Origin of the sequence: Bradyrhizobium sp. 930_D9_N1_4, from assembly GCF_052076015.1 — a bacterium.
In the GTDB taxonomy this organism is placed as follows: domain Bacteria; phylum Pseudomonadota; class Alphaproteobacteria; order Rhizobiales; family Xanthobacteraceae; genus Bradyrhizobium.
The window spans coordinates 5,722,090-5,739,909 of the sequence record NZ_CP197236.1; the positions used below are offsets into that span (position 1 = coordinate 5,722,090).

Annotated in this window: 19 protein-coding genes; 4 read left to right on the forward strand and 15 right to left on the reverse strand. The window is 64.2% G+C overall.

The window, feature by feature from the left end; translation table 11 throughout:
- Positions 1-10: 10 nt before the first annotated feature.
- From AB7532_RS27240 to AB7532_RS27260, 5 genes are all read right to left on the reverse strand, one after another.
- Positions 11-715, reverse strand: a complete 705-nt coding sequence (locus tag AB7532_RS27240; RefSeq protein ID WP_441239363.1) for an ABC transporter ATP-binding protein — start codon at positions 713-715, stop codon at positions 11-13.
- Complete coding sequence (locus AB7532_RS27245) at positions 715-1,485, reverse strand: ABC transporter ATP-binding protein (RefSeq protein WP_441237772.1); 771 nt, start codon at positions 1,483-1,485, stop codon at positions 715-717. Before AB7532_RS27245 ends, AB7532_RS27240 begins: the two co-directional genes overlap by 1 nt.
- A gap of 13 nt (positions 1,486-1,498) precedes the next feature.
- Positions 1,499-2,809 carry an ABC transporter substrate-binding protein gene (locus AB7532_RS27250; RefSeq protein WP_441237773.1) on the reverse strand — a complete coding sequence of 437 codons (1,311 nt, stop codon included), beginning with the start codon at positions 2,807-2,809 and terminating at the stop codon, positions 1,499-1,501.
- A 96-nt stretch (positions 2,810-2,905) separates the two neighbouring features.
- Entirely contained in the window at positions 2,906-3,610 is a 705-nt protein-coding gene (locus AB7532_RS27255) for an NUDIX hydrolase (protein ID WP_441237774.1), read from the reverse strand.
- Between the two features lie 29 nt (positions 3,611-3,639).
- Positions 3,640-4,665 (reverse strand): ABC transporter substrate-binding protein, encoded by a 1,026-nt coding sequence (locus AB7532_RS27260; RefSeq protein WP_441237775.1) that lies wholly within the window; start codon positions 4,663-4,665, stop codon positions 3,640-3,642.
- A 138-nt stretch (positions 4,666-4,803) separates the two neighbouring features.
- Here AB7532_RS27260 and AB7532_RS27265 point away from each other — a divergent pair, with 138 nt between their 5' ends.
- On the forward strand, positions 4,804-5,253 hold the full coding sequence (locus tag AB7532_RS27265) for a cupin domain-containing protein (protein WP_441237776.1): 450 nt from the start codon (positions 4,804-4,806) through the stop codon (positions 5,251-5,253).
- 45 nt (positions 5,254-5,298) lie between these two features.
- Here AB7532_RS27265 and AB7532_RS27270 read toward each other — a convergent pair whose 3' ends face one another.
- Complete coding sequence (locus AB7532_RS27270; protein ID WP_441237777.1) at positions 5,299-6,084, reverse strand: ABC transporter permease; 786 nt, start codon at positions 6,082-6,084, stop codon at positions 5,299-5,301.
- A complete protein-coding gene (locus AB7532_RS27275; protein WP_441237778.1) occupies positions 6,084-6,902 on the reverse strand; it encodes an ABC transporter ATP-binding protein in 819 nt (272 codons plus the stop codon). Before AB7532_RS27275 ends, AB7532_RS27270 begins: the two co-directional genes overlap by 1 nt.
- Positions 6,903-7,024: 122 nt before the next feature.
- On the opposite strand from AB7532_RS27275, the gene AB7532_RS27280 reads away from it, so the two are divergent.
- Together AB7532_RS27280 and AB7532_RS27285 are read left to right on the forward strand one after the other, a co-directional pair.
- A complete protein-coding gene (locus tag AB7532_RS27280) occupies positions 7,025-7,807 on the forward strand; it encodes an ATP-binding cassette domain-containing protein (RefSeq protein ID WP_441237779.1) in 783 nt (260 codons plus the stop codon).
- Positions 7,804-9,363: a glycine betaine ABC transporter substrate-binding protein gene (locus tag AB7532_RS27285; protein ID WP_441237780.1), complete on the forward strand. Its 1,560-nt coding sequence runs from the start codon at positions 7,804-7,806 to the stop codon at positions 9,361-9,363. Before AB7532_RS27280 ends, AB7532_RS27285 begins: the two co-directional genes overlap by 4 nt.
- Before the next feature lie 153 nt (positions 9,364-9,516).
- Here the strand turns inward: AB7532_RS27285 and AB7532_RS27290 are convergent, their stop codons facing one another.
- Positions 9,517-11,232, reverse strand: a complete 1,716-nt coding sequence (locus AB7532_RS27290; protein WP_441237781.1) for a sulfatase-like hydrolase/transferase — start codon at positions 11,230-11,232, stop codon at positions 9,517-9,519.
- 315 nt (positions 11,233-11,547) lie between these two features.
- Positions 11,548-12,120: a TetR/AcrR family transcriptional regulator gene (locus tag AB7532_RS27295; protein WP_441237782.1), complete on the reverse strand. Its 573-nt coding sequence runs from the start codon at positions 12,118-12,120 to the stop codon at positions 11,548-11,550.
- A 190-nt stretch (positions 12,121-12,310) separates the two neighbouring features.
- Here AB7532_RS27295 and AB7532_RS27300 point away from each other — a divergent pair, with 190 nt between their 5' ends.
- Positions 12,311-12,928: a hypothetical protein gene (locus AB7532_RS27300; protein ID WP_441237783.1), complete on the forward strand. Its 618-nt coding sequence runs from the start codon at positions 12,311-12,313 to the stop codon at positions 12,926-12,928.
- Between the two features lie 7 nt (positions 12,929-12,935).
- Here the strand turns inward: AB7532_RS27300 and AB7532_RS27305 are convergent, their stop codons facing one another.
- From AB7532_RS27305 to AB7532_RS27330, 6 genes are all read right to left on the reverse strand, one after another.
- A complete protein-coding gene (locus tag AB7532_RS27305; RefSeq protein ID WP_441237784.1) occupies positions 12,936-13,787 on the reverse strand; it encodes an SDR family oxidoreductase in 852 nt (283 codons plus the stop codon).
- A 28-nt stretch (positions 13,788-13,815) separates the two neighbouring features.
- On the reverse strand, positions 13,816-13,977 hold the full coding sequence (locus tag AB7532_RS27310) for a hypothetical protein (protein WP_441237785.1): 162 nt from the start codon (positions 13,975-13,977) through the stop codon (positions 13,816-13,818).
- Between the two features lie 331 nt (positions 13,978-14,308).
- On the reverse strand, positions 14,309-15,328 hold the full coding sequence (gene ilvC / locus AB7532_RS27315; RefSeq protein ID WP_441237786.1) for a ketol-acid reductoisomerase: 1,020 nt from the start codon (positions 15,326-15,328) through the stop codon (positions 14,309-14,311).
- A 135-nt stretch (positions 15,329-15,463) separates the two neighbouring features.
- A complete protein-coding gene (locus AB7532_RS27320; RefSeq protein WP_441237787.1) occupies positions 15,464-16,066 on the reverse strand; it encodes a LysE family translocator in 603 nt (200 codons plus the stop codon).
- A 7-nt stretch (positions 16,067-16,073) separates the two neighbouring features.
- On the reverse strand, positions 16,074-16,949 hold the full coding sequence (locus AB7532_RS27325; RefSeq protein ID WP_441237788.1) for an EamA family transporter: 876 nt from the start codon (positions 16,947-16,949) through the stop codon (positions 16,074-16,076).
- A 173-nt stretch (positions 16,950-17,122) separates the two neighbouring features.
- Entirely contained in the window at positions 17,123-17,818 is a 696-nt protein-coding gene (locus tag AB7532_RS27330) for a class I SAM-dependent methyltransferase (RefSeq protein WP_441237789.1), read from the reverse strand.
- Between the last annotated feature and the right edge of the window lie 2 nt (positions 17,819-17,820).

The following is a 17,820-nucleotide window of genomic DNA, read 5'->3' on the forward strand; positions in this document are numbered from 1 at the left end:
TGCATGAACCTCACACCCCGAGATACGCTTCCTTGACCGTGTCGCTCGCCAGCATCTCGGCCGAGGTGCCGGACGCCCGGATCGTGCCCGCCTCGATCAGATAGGCGCGATCGACCACCTTCAGCACCTGCTGCACGTTCTGCTCGACGATCAGCACGGTCAGCCCGCGGCTGCGGATCCGCTTCACCAGCTCGAACACCTGCTGCACCACGACCGGAGCCAGCCCCGCCGACGGCTCGTCGAGCAGCAGCAGCTTTGGATTGGACATCAGCGCGCGGCCGATCGCACACATCTGCTGCTCGCCGCCGGACATGGTGCCGGCCATTTGATGACGGCGCTCCCTCAGGCGCGGGAACAGCTCGAACACGACGTCCAGCCGCTCGGCATAGTGGCCGCGCGCCTCCTTCATGAAGCAGCCCATCTTCAGATTGTCGTCGACCGAGAGCTGCGGAAACAGCCGCCGGTTCTCCGGCACATGCGCGATGCCGAGGCTGACGATCTTGTGCGATGGCGTGGCCACGACGTCCACGCCCTCCATCCTGATCGACCCGCGTGTCGGGCGGATCAGGCCGGAGATGACGCGCATCAGGGTCGTCTTGCCGGCACCGTTGGGGCCGATCACACCGACCGCCTCGCCGGCCTTCACGTCGAGATTGACGTCAAACAGCGCCGGGAACGTACCGTAGCCGGCATTGACGCCACGGAGCTCCAGCATCATTGGCCTCCAGCGCGGCGGCGCGCTTCGGCGGCCGCGGCTTGCGTGGTCTCGGCATCGGTGCCGAGATAGACTTCGATGACGCGCGGGTCGCCGGCCACCGCGCTCGGCAGCCCTTCCGATATCTTCTCGCCGTGATCGAGCACCATCACGCGATCGACGACGCGCATCAGCACGCCCATGATGTGCTCGACCCAGATGATGGTGATGCCGAGCTCATCGCGGATGTTGCGCAGCATGTCGGCCGCCTGCCCCATCTCGGCTTCGTCGAGGCCGCCGAGACTCTCGTCGGCGAGCAGAAGCTTGGGCGCGGTCGCGAGGGCCTTGGCAAGTTCGAGCTTCTTGAGACCGGCGGCGCCGAGGCCGTCGACGCTGGCATGGCGATCGGTCGGCAGGCCGACCATGGCCAGCGACCGTTCGGCCGCCTCCTCCGCCTTGATGCGGCTGTGGCGGCCCTGGCCGTAGAAGCCGGCGAGCGCGACGTTTTCAAAGATGGTCAAGCGGCGGAACGGCCGCGGGATCTGGAAGGTGCGGCCGATGCCGCTGTTGATGATCCGGTGCGGAGCGAGGCCCGCGATCTCGGCGCCATCGAACAGGATCGAGCCCGATGTTGGCGCCAGCGTGCCGGAGAGCATGTTGAAGATCGTGCTCTTGCCCGAGCCGTTGGGGCCGATGAGGCCGAGGATCTCCCCCTGCTTGACCCTGAACGACACGCTGTTGACGGCGGTGAAGCCACCAAATCGCTTCACCAGCCCGCTGACTTCCAGCACCGCACCCGCTCCGCTACTGGTTGCTGTAGGTGGTGCCCTTCGGCAGCGGCAGCACGGCCTCGCGCTGCGCCTGGCTCTTCGGCCACACCACGGAGGATTTGTCGTCGATGTACTGGATCACGACCGGGAACGAGCGCTCGTTCTGCCCGGCCATCGGCGTGCCCTCGCCGTAGAACTTCACACCGAAGCCAAGCATGGTCCCGCCCTCGGGAATGTCGGTGTCGAGCGCGGCCTTGCGCAGCGCATCGGGGTCGACGCCACCGTACTTCTTGATCGCGCGCGGCAGCACGTCGGCCATGAAGACGTAAGTATTGGACGCGCCGATGCCGACATGGGCCGAGCGGATGGCGACACCGGGCCTGATCTTGTCGAACTCGTCGCCGACCATCTTGATGACGGCCGGAAGCTTGGGATCCATGGTCTTCTGATTGGCAAGCCAGATCGAGATCGGATCGGTGTTGAAGATATAGGTGGCGTCAGCGCCCATGCCTTCCTTCAGCTTCTCATAGACGCCGTAACCGGCGCCATGGCCCATCAGCGCACCGAATTTCAGCCCCTGCTCGCGGGCCTGGCGCAGCAGCAGCGTGATATCAGGGTTGTAGCCGGTGTGAAAAATGACGTCGGGCTTGGCGCGCTTCAGCTTGGTCACCAGCGCCGAGAGATCGGGCGCAGTCGCCGAATAGCCTTCCTTCATCACGACGTTGAAGCCGGCCTTCTTGGCGCCGGCCTCGTTGCCCCTGGAGACGTCGACGCCATAAGCGCCATCCTCGTGGATGATGGCGACGCGCAGGTCCTTCGGCTCCTTGTCGAACTTCGCCTTGGCGTTCTGCGCGATGAAATCCATCGTCATCATGCCGAACTGGTCGCCGCTCGCCTGCGGGCGGAAGACGTATTTGTAGCCCTTGTCGTTGAACACGGCCGACGAGATGCAGGTCGTCATCCACATGAACTTCTTGAGCTGCTCGACGCGCGCGGCCACGGGCACGCACTGTGCCGAGGAGAAGAAGCCGAGCACCATGTCGACCTTCTCCTGCTCGAGCAGGCGCACGGATTCGTTGATGGCGATGTCGGGCTTGCTCTGCGCGTCGGCGTAGACCGCTTCGATCTTGTAGCCTTCGACGCCCGTCTTGGCGAAATGGTCGAGGATGATCTTTGCGCCGATATAGCCGAGCTCGGATCCGCCGCCTGCGAGAGGCCCGGTCAGGTCGAAAACAACGCCGATCTTGATCTTCTTATCCTGAGCTTCGGCCGAAGCCACCAAGCCCGTCGCCGATATCGCGACCAACAGCCCACGTACCAAACGGGCAGCCATGCGCAGACGCATCAAAACCTCCCTGGACGATTGTGCATTGCATTCTTTTTGCTTTTTACTTTTTTGCCCATCACATGGGCTGCGCGCAGCGATGTCAAGCCTCGCGCGTCAGCGCGACGCGAACTGCTGCTCGACGAAGGCCGTGACAAATCGCGGCATGGACGGCGTGAGATCACTCACCCCGCGCACGAGATGGATGGCGGACAATTCCGGCTCGGTCTCACGTGCGAGATTGGCTTCGATCCGGGCACGCGCCACGTCGCCCGGCATATCCAGGTTGAGAATTTGTATCATTGCAATCGACGGCCCGGTGACGACACAGTGCCAGTCCGGCTCGGCCCGGTAGTCAGCCTCCGTCAGACCGGTCTCCTCACCGAGCTCGCGGACGACACTGCCGGGAATGTCGAGCGTGCCGTCCCTGACGTCATCGAGATCGGGCGTCCCCGAGGGAAAATAGATGTGGCCCGCATTGGCGGTGTGAGACGCCATCTCGCCCATGACAAAAGCGCCGTCCGAGGTGAGCAGCGCGCCCATGCCGAAACCGTTGAACACGGCCTTGTCGGGAAAGCCCCAATCGCGCCAGGCGAGGAAGCTGGCAAAATCGGTCTCGAAATAGGTCGCGGAGAGATGGCCGTCCGTGAACACGGCATCGCGCCCGAGCAGGACGCGGCCGTTCCAGATCTTGGGCCGCTCGCGCTGCTTCTCGGCGAAATGCGCCACGATGTCGCTGCGGCGCTCCTCCGCGAACGGCCAGACGATCGGCCGTACGGCAAGATCAAGCGTCGCGACGCGATGGATGGTCAGTGACGTCATGACGCCTGATTACCGAGCCATCGCGTCAGTTATTTGGCGTTCCCCGTGGTCTTCTTGGCCTGCTCGACGTATTTGTTGGTGAAGGTCTTGCTGACGTCGATCTTGGCGTTGGCGACCTCGGGCGAGCCGACGCTGAACACCGCGAGCACCGCGTCGGCGCCCTTCGGGTCCATCTTGCCGGTTTCGGAGAACATCGGGATCGTGTTCTTCAGCGCGGCAAGATAGAGGTCCTTGTTCTTGCCGACCATCTCGTCCGGCATCTTCGCCATGATCTCCTCGGGCGTATGCGAATGGATCCAGGCGATCGTGGCGAGCATCGCGTCGGTGAGCGCCTGCGTCTCCTTCTCGTGCTTGTTGATCCAGGCCACGGTCGAATACAGCGCGCCGCCCGGATATTCGCCGCCGAACGTCTCGAGCGTGTCCTTCTGGGTGCGGGTGTCGCTGAGGATGCGCAGATCCTTGTGACTGCCCTGGAGCACGGTGACGGCGGGATCGAGCATCACGGCCGCATCGAGCTGCCCCTGCTCCATGGCGGCGACCGCGGTGGCCCCGAGGCCGACGCCGATGACGGCTGTGCCGGCGGGATCGAGCCCGTTCTTCTTCAGCAGATATTTCAGGAAGAAGTCGGTTGAGGAGCCGGGCGCACTGACGCCGACCTTCTTGCCGGCGAGATCCTTGACCGACTTGATGTCATTGGTCCGCGACGGCGCGACCACCAGCACCAGGCCGGGATAGCGGTCATAGACCACGAAGGCCTGAAGCTCCTGCTTCTTGGCGGCCAGGTTGACGCAATGGTCGAAATAGCCGGAAACCACATCCGCGCTGCCGCCGAGCACGGCCTTGAGCGCATCCGAGCCGCCCTTGAGGTCGACCAGCTCGACATTGAGGCCGGCCTTCTCGTACTCGCCGAGCTGCTTTGCCAGCACCGTCGGTAGATAGCACAGGCAGGCCCCGCCGCCGACCGCAATGGTGACCTTGCTTTGCGCCGCGGCAAATCCGGTGGTGAGCGTCAGCGCGAGCAGCGCGCCGGCGAGCCTGGCAATCGTGTTCTTCATTGGTTTCCTCCGTTCGGCTGGCGGCACCATAATGCAGCGCAACCGGCTTGAGAAGCACTGCCTAAGTGCACTGGCCATTGGCCTCCCGGCGCAATAGCATGGCCAGACAAGAACAATTCTTGATGGGGAGGATCATCCATGAATCGTTTCACTGCCGGGCTCGCTCTCGCCGCCGCCTTTGCCGCAGGGTGCGGCGCGAACCAGCTGCTCCGGCCGGCGCTGGCCGCCGAGAACATCAATGCACAGATCATCCATACCGGCGAGATGGAAGGCGACGCGCTTGGCCCCGCCAACAAGGTCGGATACCGCTCCAAGACGTTCATGACTGCCGACGGCGCCACCATCTCGATCCAGGTCGGCAATGTGCCCAAGCACATGCATCCCAACACCAACGAGATCCAGTACATCCTGGACGGGACCGGGACGATCTGGCTCGGCGACAAGGAAGTGACGGTGAAGCCGGGCGACCTCGTGATCATCCCGAAGGGAACGCCGCACGGCGGCACCAAGCCGATCAGCGGCCAGATCAAGGCGATCGCGATCAAGACCCCGCCGCAGGCCCCTGACGACACCAAGCTGCTGGATTAAGTCTTTGCAATCGGGGCTCGCGCCGATGCGCGGGCCCCATCAAGTCTAGCCGCGTCCATCCACAGTCGGGCGCCAGACCAGCAGCCTGCGCTCCACCAGCGTCACCCCATAATCGATCAGGATGACGAAGGCCGACAGCACGAACATGCCGGCGAACACGCCCGCGACGTCGAAGACGCCTTCGGCCTGCTGAATGAGATAGCCGAGCCCCGCGGCCGATCCGAGATACTCGCCGACGACCGCACCGACCACGGCGAAACCGACCGAGGTGTGCAGCGAGGAGAACATCCAGGACAGCGCCGACGGCCAATAGACGTGCTGCATCAATTGCCGCTCGCTCATCCCGAGCATGCGGCCGTTGTCGAGCACGGTGCGGCTGACTTCCTTCACGCCCTGATAGACGTTGAAGAAGACGATGAAGAACACCAGCGTCACGCCGAGCGCGACCTTGGACCAGATGCCGAGGCCGAGCCACAGCGCGAAGATCGGCGCCAGCACGACGCGCGGCAGCGCGTTGACCATCTTCACGTAGGGGTCGAACACCGCGGCGACCAGCGGCTGGCGCGCGAACCAGAAACCGACGAGCACGCCGCCGGCCGATCCGATCACGAAGGCGAGGAGCGATTCCGTCAGCGTGATACCGAGATGCTTCCAGATCACGCCGGTCGAGAACCACTTGACGATCTGGGCGAAGACGTCGACCGGGTTGGAGAAGAAGAACGGCGGCAGCAGGATCTTGCCGAACACCGGCACGGTCGACAGCACCTGCCACAGCACCAGGCCGACGACGGCGACCAGGACTTGCAGTGCGAGCAGCGTCGCGCGCGACATCAGACCGCCTCCGCCGCTTGGGTGGATTGCGCGTAGCCCTTCATCACCTCGTCCTTGAGCACGCTCCAGATCTCGCGATGAAGTGCGTGGAACTCCTTGTCCAGCCGCACCTCGAAAATGTCGCGCGGACGCGGCAAGCTCACGCGCCAGTCGCCGATGATGCGCGAGGACGGTCCGGCCGACATGATCACCACGCGGTCGGCAAGCGCGATCGCCTCTTCGAGATCATGGGTCACGAACAGCACGGCCTTGCGGTCGGCATTCCAGAGATCGAGCAGCAGATTGCCCATGACCTGGCGCGTTTGCGCATCGAGCGGTCCGAACGGCTCGTCCATCAGCAGGATCTTGGGATCGCGGATCAGCACCTGCGCGAGCGCCACGCGCTTGCGCTGGCCGCCCGAGAGCATGTGCGGATAGCGGTTGGCAAAAGCGCTGAGACCGACCGAGGTCAGCCACTTTTGTGCCCGCTGCACCGCCTCCGCGCGCGGCGTGCCACTGATCTCGAGCCCGATCGCGACATTGTCGAGCGCGGTCTTCCAGGGGAACAGCGCATCGGCCTGGAACAGATAGCCGGCGTCCCGGTTCAGCCCCGCGAGCGGCTGGTCGAAGATCTTGACGCTGCCGGCGGCGGGCTTGAGCAACCCGGCCGCGACATTGAGCAGTGTGGATTTTCCGCAACCGGTCGGCCCGACAATGGCGACGAACTCGCCCTGCGCCACCGAAAGATGCGCCTTCTCCACCGCCGTATAGACCCGGTCGTCCCCCAGCCGGAACGCGACCTTGGCATCTTCCAGCGCCACTGCCGTGGGCATTGTCATGTGTTCCCTCCGAACCCTGGCCCGATGCCTTAGCCGCTCGCGCGGCCAAGTTCAATCAAGGCGCCAAGCATGCTACGCATGGGCTCTTGCCACCCTGTGCCCCTCCGTTGAGCCCACCCGCAATGCCGTCCCAGCTGGCGATCAGCTACCAGCACGTCTTCAGGAGCTTCGGTCCCACCAGGGCCGTGGACGACGTATCGCTCGACATCGCCGAGGGTGAGTTTGTGGCCATCGTGGGCGGCTCCGGTTCGGGCAAGACGACGCTGCTGCGGCTCGCCAACCGGCTGATCGAGGCTGATGGCGGCACCATCACGGTGGAAGGCGATGACGTGCAAGACGCCGATCCGGTCGCGCTGCGGCGGCGTATTGGCTACGTGTTCCAGAGCGGCGGGCTGTTTCCGCATCTGAGCGTCGCCGACAATATCGGAATCACACCAAAGCTGCTGGGCGTCCCGGCGGCGGACATCACGGCGCGCGTCGATGAACTGCTCGAGTTGGTGCAGCTCGACCGAACCGCGCACCGCGACCGTCTTCCGGAGGCACTGTCCGGTGGCCAGCGCCAGCGCGTCGGCGTGGCGCGGGCGCTCGCGGCAAAGCCTCGCATCGTGCTGATGGACGAGCCGTTCGGCGCGCTCGATCCCCTTACCCGCGATACGCTCGGCGATGATTATCGTTCGCTGCACCGAAGCCTCGGCCTGACCACGGTCATGATCACGCATGACATGACGGAAGCGATTCTGCTTGCAGACCGCATCGCAGTGATGCGCGGCGGCAAACTGCTCGCGCAGGGCACGCCGTCCGACCTGTCGAAAAGCAGTGATGCCTATGTGCTGGAGCTGTTGCGCACGCCTCGACGCCAGGTCGAGCGGCTGAACGCACTGCTGCCGCAGAGCGGTGCCGCATGAGTCTCTTTTCCGATCCGCGCTGGGGCGAGGCGCTGTCGCATTTGCCCGACTATCTTGGCAACCATGTGCGGGTCAGTATTGCCGCACTCGCGCTTGGCCTGGCCGTCAGCCTGCCGCTGGCGATCCTGACACGCAACCGCCCGGCGCCGCGAAGCGTTTTGCTCGCGCTCGCCAGCATCGTACAGACGGTGCCGGGGCTGGCGCTGCTTGCGCTGTTCTATCCACTGCTGCTCGCCATGGCGTCCCTGACGCTCGCATGGTTCGGCGTCTCCTTCTCGGCATTCGGCTTCCTGCCTGCGGTGCTTGCGCTGGCGCTCTATTCGATGCTGCCGGTGCTGCGCAACGGCATCACCGGGCTGAACGGCATCGATCCCGCGCTGATCGAAGCGGCGAAGGGCGTCGGCATGACCGCGCGTCAATCACTCGTGATGGTCGAGTTGCCGCTGGCGCTGCCGGTGATGATGGCCGGCGTCCGCACCGCGGCGGTGTGGGTGATCGGCACTGCCACCCTATCAACACCCATCGGCCAAACGAGCCTCGGCAACTACATCTTCGCCGGGCTTCAGACCCAGAACTGGGTGTTCGTCCTGTTCGGCTGCTTTGCCTCGGCCCTGCTCGCGCTCGCCGTCGATCAGTTGCTCGGCCTGATCGAAAGCGGCCTGCGCCAGCGCAGCCGCCTGCGCACGGCCCTCGGCGGCGTCGGAATCGCGGCGCTGGTCGCGGCCACGCTGGTGCCGACGATGGGGCGCTCATCGCAAGGCTATGCGATCGGCGCCAAGACGTTCGCCGAGCAATATGTGCTGTCGGCCCTGCTTCGAGATCGCCTCCAGGCGGCCGGCCTCTCTGCCACCGCACGATCGGGCCTCGGCTCCAGCGTGATCTTCGAGGCGTTGAAGGCCGGCGACATCGATCTCTATGTCGACTATTCCGGCACGCTCTGGGCCAACCAGCTGCATCGCACCGACATCAAGCCGCGCACCGAGCTGCTCGCGGATTTGAAGACGGCGCTTGCCAGGGACAACATCACAATGCTCGGCGAGCTCGGCTTCGAGAACGCCTATGCGCTGGTGATGCCGAGGAAGCGCGCCGAGGCCCTCGGCATCCGCAACATCGCCGATCTCGCCGCACATGCATCGACGCTGTCCATTGCCGGCGACTACGAGTTCTTCTCGCGTCCGGAATGGGCGGCGCTGCAAAAGGCCTATGGCCTCTCGTTTCGCGCGCAGCGCCAGATGCAGCCGGACTTCATGTATGCGGCCGTCGCCAGCGGCGAGGTCGACGTCATCGCCGGCTACACCAGCGACGGCCTAATCGCGAAATATGATCTCGTTGCGCTCGACGATCCCAGGCACGCGATCCCGCCCTACGACGCGATCCTGCTGCTGGCACCCAAGCGCGCCGGTGACGAGAAACTCCAGGCGGCGCTGAAGCCGCTGCTCGGCAAAATCGACATCGCCACGATGCGCGAAGCAAACCTGCGCGCCAGCGGCAATGATGCGAATTCATCGCCCGATGCGGTGGCGAAGTGGCTGTGGGGGAAGGTGGGCGGGCGATAGGCCCGCTGCACGCCCCGTCATCCTGAGGTGCGAGGCGTGCGCTGCGAAGCGGTGCGCGCGGAGCCTCGAAGGATGAACGGCCGCGATCAGCCGGGCCGAGCATCCTTCGAGGCCTCCGCTTCGCTGCGGCGCCTCAGGATGACGGTGAAATAGCTACAGCCCCCGGATCATCCCCGCATTGATCAGCAGCCGGTTCAGTCGGCGCGCTTCGGCGCCGTCCTTGCAGCCGTAGAAGATGCCTTTGCAGCGGAGCATGATCTGCTTCTGCTCGGCGAACGACGGATCGAGCGGAATGCCGGCGGCTTCCTGGATCACCAGCGGCAGATAGGGACCGTCGACCGTGTCCATCACGGCCTCGCTTTTCACCGGCTCGAAATTGACGGCATCGATGGCGTAATAGGTCCCGTAAAGGCGCGGATCGTAAGCGTCGAGCTTCTTGCCGAGAGCGCCCTCGTCGAGCCCGGGCTCGAGGATAGCAGGCGCAAACTCGGGCTGATGATCGCCGTAGCGTACGATCAGGAAGGGCTCGCCCGGAAAATTCTTCTTCAGCCCCGCAATGAACGATCTATACTGCTCGGCGCTCATCGCCTGACGGCGCAGATATTCGTCGATGGACGCCACATTGCCCGGCGCGCGCCAGTTCGGCAGCAGATCAGGGCGGAAGCGCGTCTCCCACGGGAAATGATTGGCGCCGAGATAGATGAAGGTGAACAGCGGCTTGTTCGGCGGCTGCTGGCCCATCAACTGGAGCGCCTTGTCATAGAAGAAAGAATCCGGCTCGACGTCCTTGGCGCCGAGATCCCTGGAATCGAGGAAGCGTTCGATGCCGGTGGTCATCTGAAAGCTGCGTGCGCCCATGAAGCCGCCATAGGCGGGATAGAGCGACATCGTATCGTAGCCGCAGCGGCGCAGCGCCAGCGGCAGTCCGCGCTCGACGCGGTTGGAGGCGATGCGCGTCACGAAATAGGCGAAACGGCCGAATGAGCGCGAGGAGAGCCCCGCGAGCACGTTGTATTCGGTGAACCAGCTCGGCCCGCCATTGCTTTCGGCGAGGAACGTGCGCTGCTTGCCGTCCCAGGACTTGAAGTGATTGCCATAGCCTTGCGGCACCTTGATGCCCTGCGCGGCGCGGATGTCGAAGCTGGACTCATCATGGACCATGATGATGTTCGGCCGGCGTCCGGCGGGATGACAGGCATCGACCAGCGGCACGTTGAGCCGCTCGTTGGTCGAAGCCGCCGACTCCATGAAGCCGTATTGCACCAGGTCGGAGACTGAGCTGACACCGGAGCGGAAGAATTTCGAGAGATAGCCGTCGTCGTAATAGCCGCGCCAGGCTTCGTCCGGATGATAGAGCGAATAGCCGACGAGTGCGGCGACACAGGCGAGCATCGAAGCAAGCGCCGGCAAGCGGCGGATGCGGAACGGATCGAGCCACCACAGCGCATACATCAGCGGCAGCGTGACGAAGCCGGCCAGGATCACCGACCAGCGCAAATTCGGGAAGATCGTGAACAGGAATGCGACCGTGTCGCGGTCGATCATCATCAGGTCGATGAAATTAACCGTCATCTGCACGACGTCGTGCTTGAGCCGCGACAGCAGCATGAGCACGACGACCATTGTCAGCGACAGCGCGCCCGACAATGCGGGCCGGCGCAGCAACGTGATCCAGAAGAAATTGAGGATGCCCCAGGCCAGCGCAAAAGAGAGCCGCGAGCCGAAATCGGTCTCGGTCTCGTACATCAGGCCGAGTGCCGCCAGATGCGGCGCGGCAACCGCGAGCAGCCGCCAAATTCCGAGCGCGGCGACGCTCGCAAGCACGGCGGTGGTGGTGGCAGAAGGACCTGGATTCGGCGCGGACGCCATCGACGACACGCAACAGCTGGTCCGGCGCAATGAAACCTGGCCGTCTGGCCGGTCTGACGACGGCAAGGGCATCCGGGGCAGCCGGAAGCCTGCACCGTGTCATAAAACTGTAACGGAACGGTCAAGGACAGGCAACGCGCGTGGTGGTGCGATCTTCGCTTAATCGTGGCGGGTGGCGAAGCGCCGCACGTTCGCGGACCCCCCTGCTCTATCTCCTCACCCTGAGGAGCCCGCGAAGCGGGCGTCTCGAAGGGCGAGGCCCGAGCTGGGCCTGCATGGTTCGAGACGGCGCTTCGCGCCTCCTCACCATGAGGGTCAGGCCGGCTTCACGATCCCGGCGATGAACAGGTCGATCACCCCTTCCGCCATCCCGTCGATCTCGCCCGCTTCCACGCCCCAGCGCGGAAAGTGGCCGTCGAGCTTCATCCGGGCAAAACCGTAGACCAGGGCGCGGGCGGCGATCTCGATGCGCTTGAGGTCGGCTGACCGCAGCAGGCCCTGCGCCGCCGCGTCGGCCAGCATCTGCTCCGTCAGAGCGATCAGCTCGGCATTGTCGCGCGTCAACTCGGCGGAGCTCCCGTGGGCGAAATAGCGCCCCGTCGAGATGATCTCGAAATGGGCGGGGTTCTGCATCGCCCAGCGCAAATAGGCGAGGCCGAAGGCGCGAAAGCGGCCGAGCGGATCGGTCGCCGGGGCCTGGCCCAGCGCCACCTCGATCTCGGCGCGAAAGCGCCGCTGCGCCTCTTCGGCCGCCGCAGCCATCAGGGCGTCGCGGTTCGGAAAGTGCCGAAACGGCGCCCCCGGGGATACGGCCGCGCGGCGTGCGGCCTCGCGCACCGAGACTTCAGCCCCCTCCGCTGCCAGTTGCAGCGCAGCATCGATCAGCACGCGGCGGAGGTCGCCGTGATGATAGGGCCGGGCTTCGGATGTCGCGCGACGGGTACGCGGCTTGGACGGTTGTCGGGCAGGCATGAAGCTTCCTAGCATCACCCGAACGTGAATGTAAGCAGCGATTACACCATTGACGCCATCCCCGCCGCGAAATGTAATCGATGATTACATAAAGGAGGAGAATGCGATGTCACAACGTCAATGGTTCGAAGGCTCGCGGCTGCTGGCGGTGCTCACTCTGAGCCTCATCGCACTGAGCCTGTGGATCGCCTCGATGCGGCAGTTCGAGGTCGAGGGCGTGCGAATGGTGATCCGCTTCACGGCGCGCAGCTCACTGCTGCTGTTCTGCCTCGCCTTCAGCGCCTCGGCGCTGGCCCGGCTGTGGCCCAATGCCTGGACGCGCTGGCAACACCGCAACCGCCGCTATCTGGGCCTGAGCTTTGCGGCCTCTCATGCCATCCACGCGGTGGCGATCGTCGCGTTCGCCAGAATGGATCCGGCCGCTTTTGCGGAGGCGACGTCGGCCGCCTCGTACATCTTCGGCGGCATCGGCTACGCATTCATTATGGCCATGAGCGCAACCTCGTTCGACCGCACCGCCGCGCTGATTGGTCCCCGCGCCTGGCGCGCGCTGCATCTCGCCGGCGGCTACTATCTCTGGTTCCAGTTCATGGTGTCGTTCGGCATGCGCATTCCGGCGATGCCGCTCTATGCCGCCTTCCTCATTCCGCTGCTGGCCGTCATGGCGCTACGGTTGATCGCGATGGCTGCCCGTCCCCACCCACGGACGGCGGAGGCGGGCTGAACGTCGATCAGCCCTGCGGCAGGAATCCGAGACGCTTGGCAATGATGCGGTCGAGCGTCCGTTTCGGCAACACGGCGCTGATCAGATGACGCAGCGGGTCCGGCGTGATCTGGTAGCGCACCCTGGGCTTTGCGGCCGTGAGCGCCTCGAAGACGACCTCTGCGATCCGCTCGGCCGGCAACCCGGTCTCACCGAGCTTCATCATGAACGCCATGACCTTGTTGAGTGCCGGCAGATAGGGCGAGTTCTGGTAGACGGAGAGATCGAACTGCTCGGCCTTGCTCCAGATCGGCGTCTTCACAGCGCCGGGCGCGACGATGATGACATCGATCCCGAACAGCATCAGCTCGCGGCGCAGGCTTTCCGACAGACCCTCGACGGCGTGCTTGGAGGTGCAGTAAGGCGCCGAGAGCGGATTGCCGTTCTTGCCCGCGACCGAGCTGATCATCACGATGCGGCCCTTCGACCCCTTCAGCGAGGGGTCGGCACCGAGCAGGGGCCCGAAGGCCTGCGTCGCGATGACGGGGCCCATGACGTTGATATCCATCTGGCGGCGAAAGTCGTCAGCCGACAATTCGAGCACGGGGCCGGCGACCGCGACGCCGGCATTGTTGACGAGACCGGCCAGCGTCTCGCCGCCCAGCGCCTCCCGAACGTTTCGCGCAGCAGCGAGGACCGCTGCCTCGTCGGTGACGTCGAACAGAAGCGGCGTGAAGTTGGCGCCGAACTCGCTTGTGAGCCGGTCAGCATCGGCCTGCTTGCGGACGCTGCCGAAGACGCGATAGCCGCGCCCGATCAGAAACTTTGCAACGGCCCAGCCGATGCCGGTGGACGCGCCGGTGACGACGACGGATCGCATGGTCATTTCCCCCTGTTGTGCCCCGCGATCAATGTAGGGAAAGGCCGAGCCGGTGCAACGCCGTCAGCTTCTCAAGCCGCGCATCGACGAACTTTTTCCGGTCGACGGCGAGCCGCAAGAACACGCGGCAGGTGTCGGCTCTTAAGATGAAGCAGCGCGCGAACTCAAAAAGGACGATCGGCCGCGTCATGAGAACGCGAATGAAGAGTCGAATCCTAGGCTCTGAGGATACGGAGCTTTTCCCGATCGCAGCCTCAGAAAACATTCTGAGAAACAACGCGAGCCCAAGAATGTGGTTTAAGCGTCAGTTCTTCGTGCTCAGAGGGTACATCAGCTCGCGAAGAATTTGAATGAAGTAGCAATGCTTCGCGCGAGACGAAAAGAGCGAGACCGCTGTTTGCGATCTCGCTCGAATATAGTCGCGAAGATTTAAGATTTGGTGTGGCGAGCGAAGCTTGTGCTTTTGCTCTCGTGTCCCGGACGTAGCGCGATGCGTCGCGCCACGCCCTGAGACCGTCGACTTAGTTCTTCGACTTGTCGACCAGCGCGCCCTTCTTGATCCAGGGCATCATGTCGCGGAGCTTCGCGCCGACTTCCTCGATCGGGTGCTGGGCGAGCTTGGCGCGGGTCGCCTTGAACGAGGTCTGGTTGACCTTGTTCTCGAGCATCCAGTCGCGAGCGAACTTGCCGCCCTGGATGTCGGCGAGAACGCGCTTCATCTCGGCCTTGGTCTCGGCGGTGACGATGCGCGGACCCGTGACGTACTCACCGTACTCGGCGGTGTTGGAGATCGAGTAGTTCATGTTGGCGATGCCGCCTTCATAGATCAGGTCGACGATCAGCTTCACTTCGTGCAGGCACTCGAAATAGGCCATCTCCGGGGCGTAACCGGCTTCGACCAGGGTCTCGTAGCCGGCCTTGATCAGTTCGACCAGACCGCCGCACAGCACAACCTGTTCGCCGAACAGGTCGGTCTCGCACTCTTCCTTGAAGGAGGTTTCGATGATGCCGGCGCGGCCGCCGCCGACGGCGGAGGCGTAGGACAGGCCGAGGTCATGGGCGTTGCCCGAGACGTCCTTGGCGATCGCGATCAGGCAGGGCACGCCGCCGCCGCGCTGATACTCGGAGCGCACGGTGTGGCCGGGGCCTTTCGGCGCGATCATCAGGACGTCGAGATCGGCGCGCGGGTCGAGCAGGTTGAAGTGGACGTTGAGGCCGTGCGCGAACACCAGCGCCGCACCCTTCTTCATGTTGTCGTGCAGGTGCTCACGGTAGATGTCGCCCTGGAGCTCGTCCGGGGTCAGCATCATGACGAGGTCGGCCCATTTGGCGGCGTCGGCGACTTCCATCACCTTGAAGCCGGCGGCTTCCGCCTTCTTGACCGAGCCCGAGTCCTTGCGCAGCGCAATAGCGACTTCCTTGACGCCGGAATCCTTGAGGTTGAGCGCATGGGCATGGCCCTGGCTGCCGTAGCCGACGATGGCGACCTTCTTGCCCTTGATCAGGTTCAGGTCGGCGTCGCGATCGTAATAAACACGCATGGTCGTTTCCTCGGTTCAGGTGGCCAGAATCGGCCGTTGGTCAGGTCTCGGACGGTGGAATTTGCGGATTTCGGGGGCTGTCTAGAGCATTTTCAGCCCCCTGGGAAACCCGTTTCTGCATGGAAAACTGCGGCATCATGCATCCATGAAGACAGGGTAGAGCGATGCCAGAAGCAGGATCGCCATCAGGATATTGAAGGCGCGGACCAGCCGCTCGGAGGTCATCACTGGTCGTAGTGCAGTGCCGAAGAAGGCCCAGACGACGGTCGAGACCGTGCCGACGAGGAGGCTGATCAGGGTTTGGATCGCGATGTTGAGCGGGAACTGGGCGATCGCCGCATAGGCGGTGATGGTGCCGATCACGATCACCCAGCCCTTGGCGTTGATCCACTGGAACATGGCAGCGCCCCAGAAGGTCATCGGGCCGCGGACACTCCCCTCGCCCGGCTTGGCGGGACCGGACAAGGCAATCGCGGCGGCCAGGTAAATCAGATAGGCGGCACCGGCGTATTTCAGGATGGTCTGGAGGATCGGATAGGCCAGGAACACGGTCCCGAGCCCGAGGCCCACCGCGGCGACCATGAAGGCAAAGCCGATGGTGATGCCGGCGATGTGCGGAATGGTGCGGCGGAAGCCGTAGGTCAGCCCCGACGACAACAGCATGATGTTGTTCGGCCCCGGCGTGAAGAACATCACGAGCGCGAAGATGATGAAAGCATAGAGCAGCGAATGGGCCATGTTCACCTCACGCAGTCTTCGGCAGAACTTGCGGGCGCTTCGCCAGCACCATCACCGCGATGCCGCCGATCACGGTCAGCATGCCGGCGAGCCTCAGAGGTCCGAACCGCTCGCCGAACACGATGCTGGAGGCGGCCGAGCCGACGAACGGCACCAGCAGCGCGAACGGCACCACTTGCGCCGCCGGATAGTCACGCAACAACCGGCCCCACAGCCAATAGGCAATGCTGGTCGAGATGGCGCCGATCGTCAGCAGGCAGACGAGGCCGGTGAGCGACATGTGGATCAGTGACCGGAAGGTCGGCACCGGTCCGTCGACGACCAGCGCCAGCGCGAACAGCGGCACCGCCGCTGTCAGACAGAGCCAGGCGAACAGATCGAACATCGGCGCGCCACGGGCACCGCGCAACAGAAGATTGCCGACGGCGAAACAGATCGGGGCGATCATCAGCACTCCGAAGGCGCCGACGCTGAAATCATAACCGACAGTGCCGCAGATCATCAGAAGACCGGCCGCGGCGATGACGATGCCGAGCGTCTGCACCGGTGTCGGACGTTCGCCGAATGCGACCGCGGCGAAGCCGATGGTGAACAGCGCCTGGCTCTGCACGACGACGCTGGTCAGCCCGACCGGCACACCATGAGCAATGCCATAGGCCTGGCTCAGGAACTGGCCGAGGAACAACGTGAAGCTGATCGCGATCAGGAGCGACCAGGCGACCTTCGGCTTGGGAATGAACAGGCACGGCACCGCAGCGATGGTGAAGCGCATCGCCGTCATCAATTCCGGAGAAAACTCGTCGAGCGCGATCCGGCTCGCCACGAAGGCAAGCCCCCAGATGACCGCCACCAGCATGGCGATGAGGATATCGGCCGGCTTCATGCCAAACTCCCTAATCTCTCCCGCTTGCGGGAGAGGTGGGCGCGAAGCGCCGGGTGAGGGCTTTCTCCACACGGGGGCTCCGACTCGTGGAGGCACCCCCTCCCCAGCCCTCCCCCGCAAGCGGGAGAGGGAGCGCACCACCGCTCTGGCAGTTTGAGTTCGTTGACACTGCTCTAGCCTTGCTCGCCGGCCTTCGGTTTCCGCAGCAGATAGGTCCCATGCATGGGGGCGTGGTAATCGGCAGAGACCAGCGTGAAGCCGACGTCGGTCAGCATCCGCTCCATCACCCAGCCGAAGGTGGAGTATTCGTCGCGCATGTGCGTGACGACGCTCTCGCGCGAAAAATCGTGGTTCTTGATCTGGCAGTCGGCCCATTGCTCGACGTCGCGCTCGATCGCGTCGGGCATCGAAGCATAAACGATGTCACGCAAATAGAAGCTGGCACCTGGCTTTAACGCACGAAGAATCCGCGACATCGCCACCGCCTTCCAGAAATCCGGCAGATGATGCAACGTGAACTCGCTGACGATGAGGTCATAGGATTCCGGCTGGTAGGCGAAGGAGAGCAGCCCGGCCGACTGCGTCGCGACCTTGGCCTTGCGGTCCCGGGCGTAGATCTCGGCGAGCGCCAGCATCGCGGGTGAGATGTCGATGGCGTCGACCTGCGCACCGATCAACGACGCTTCGGTCGCCAGCACACCGTTGCCGCAGCCGATATCGGCAATCCGCCAGCCGCGCTGTACGCCCAGCATTTTCAGCGCCGCGCGCGCGCGCAGATCGGCATCGTCGTGGGCGTCATAGATCGACGCCACCGTGGGCCCGATGCCCATCCGGTTCCGCTCGTTATAGTACCAATCGCGCGCCAGCATGG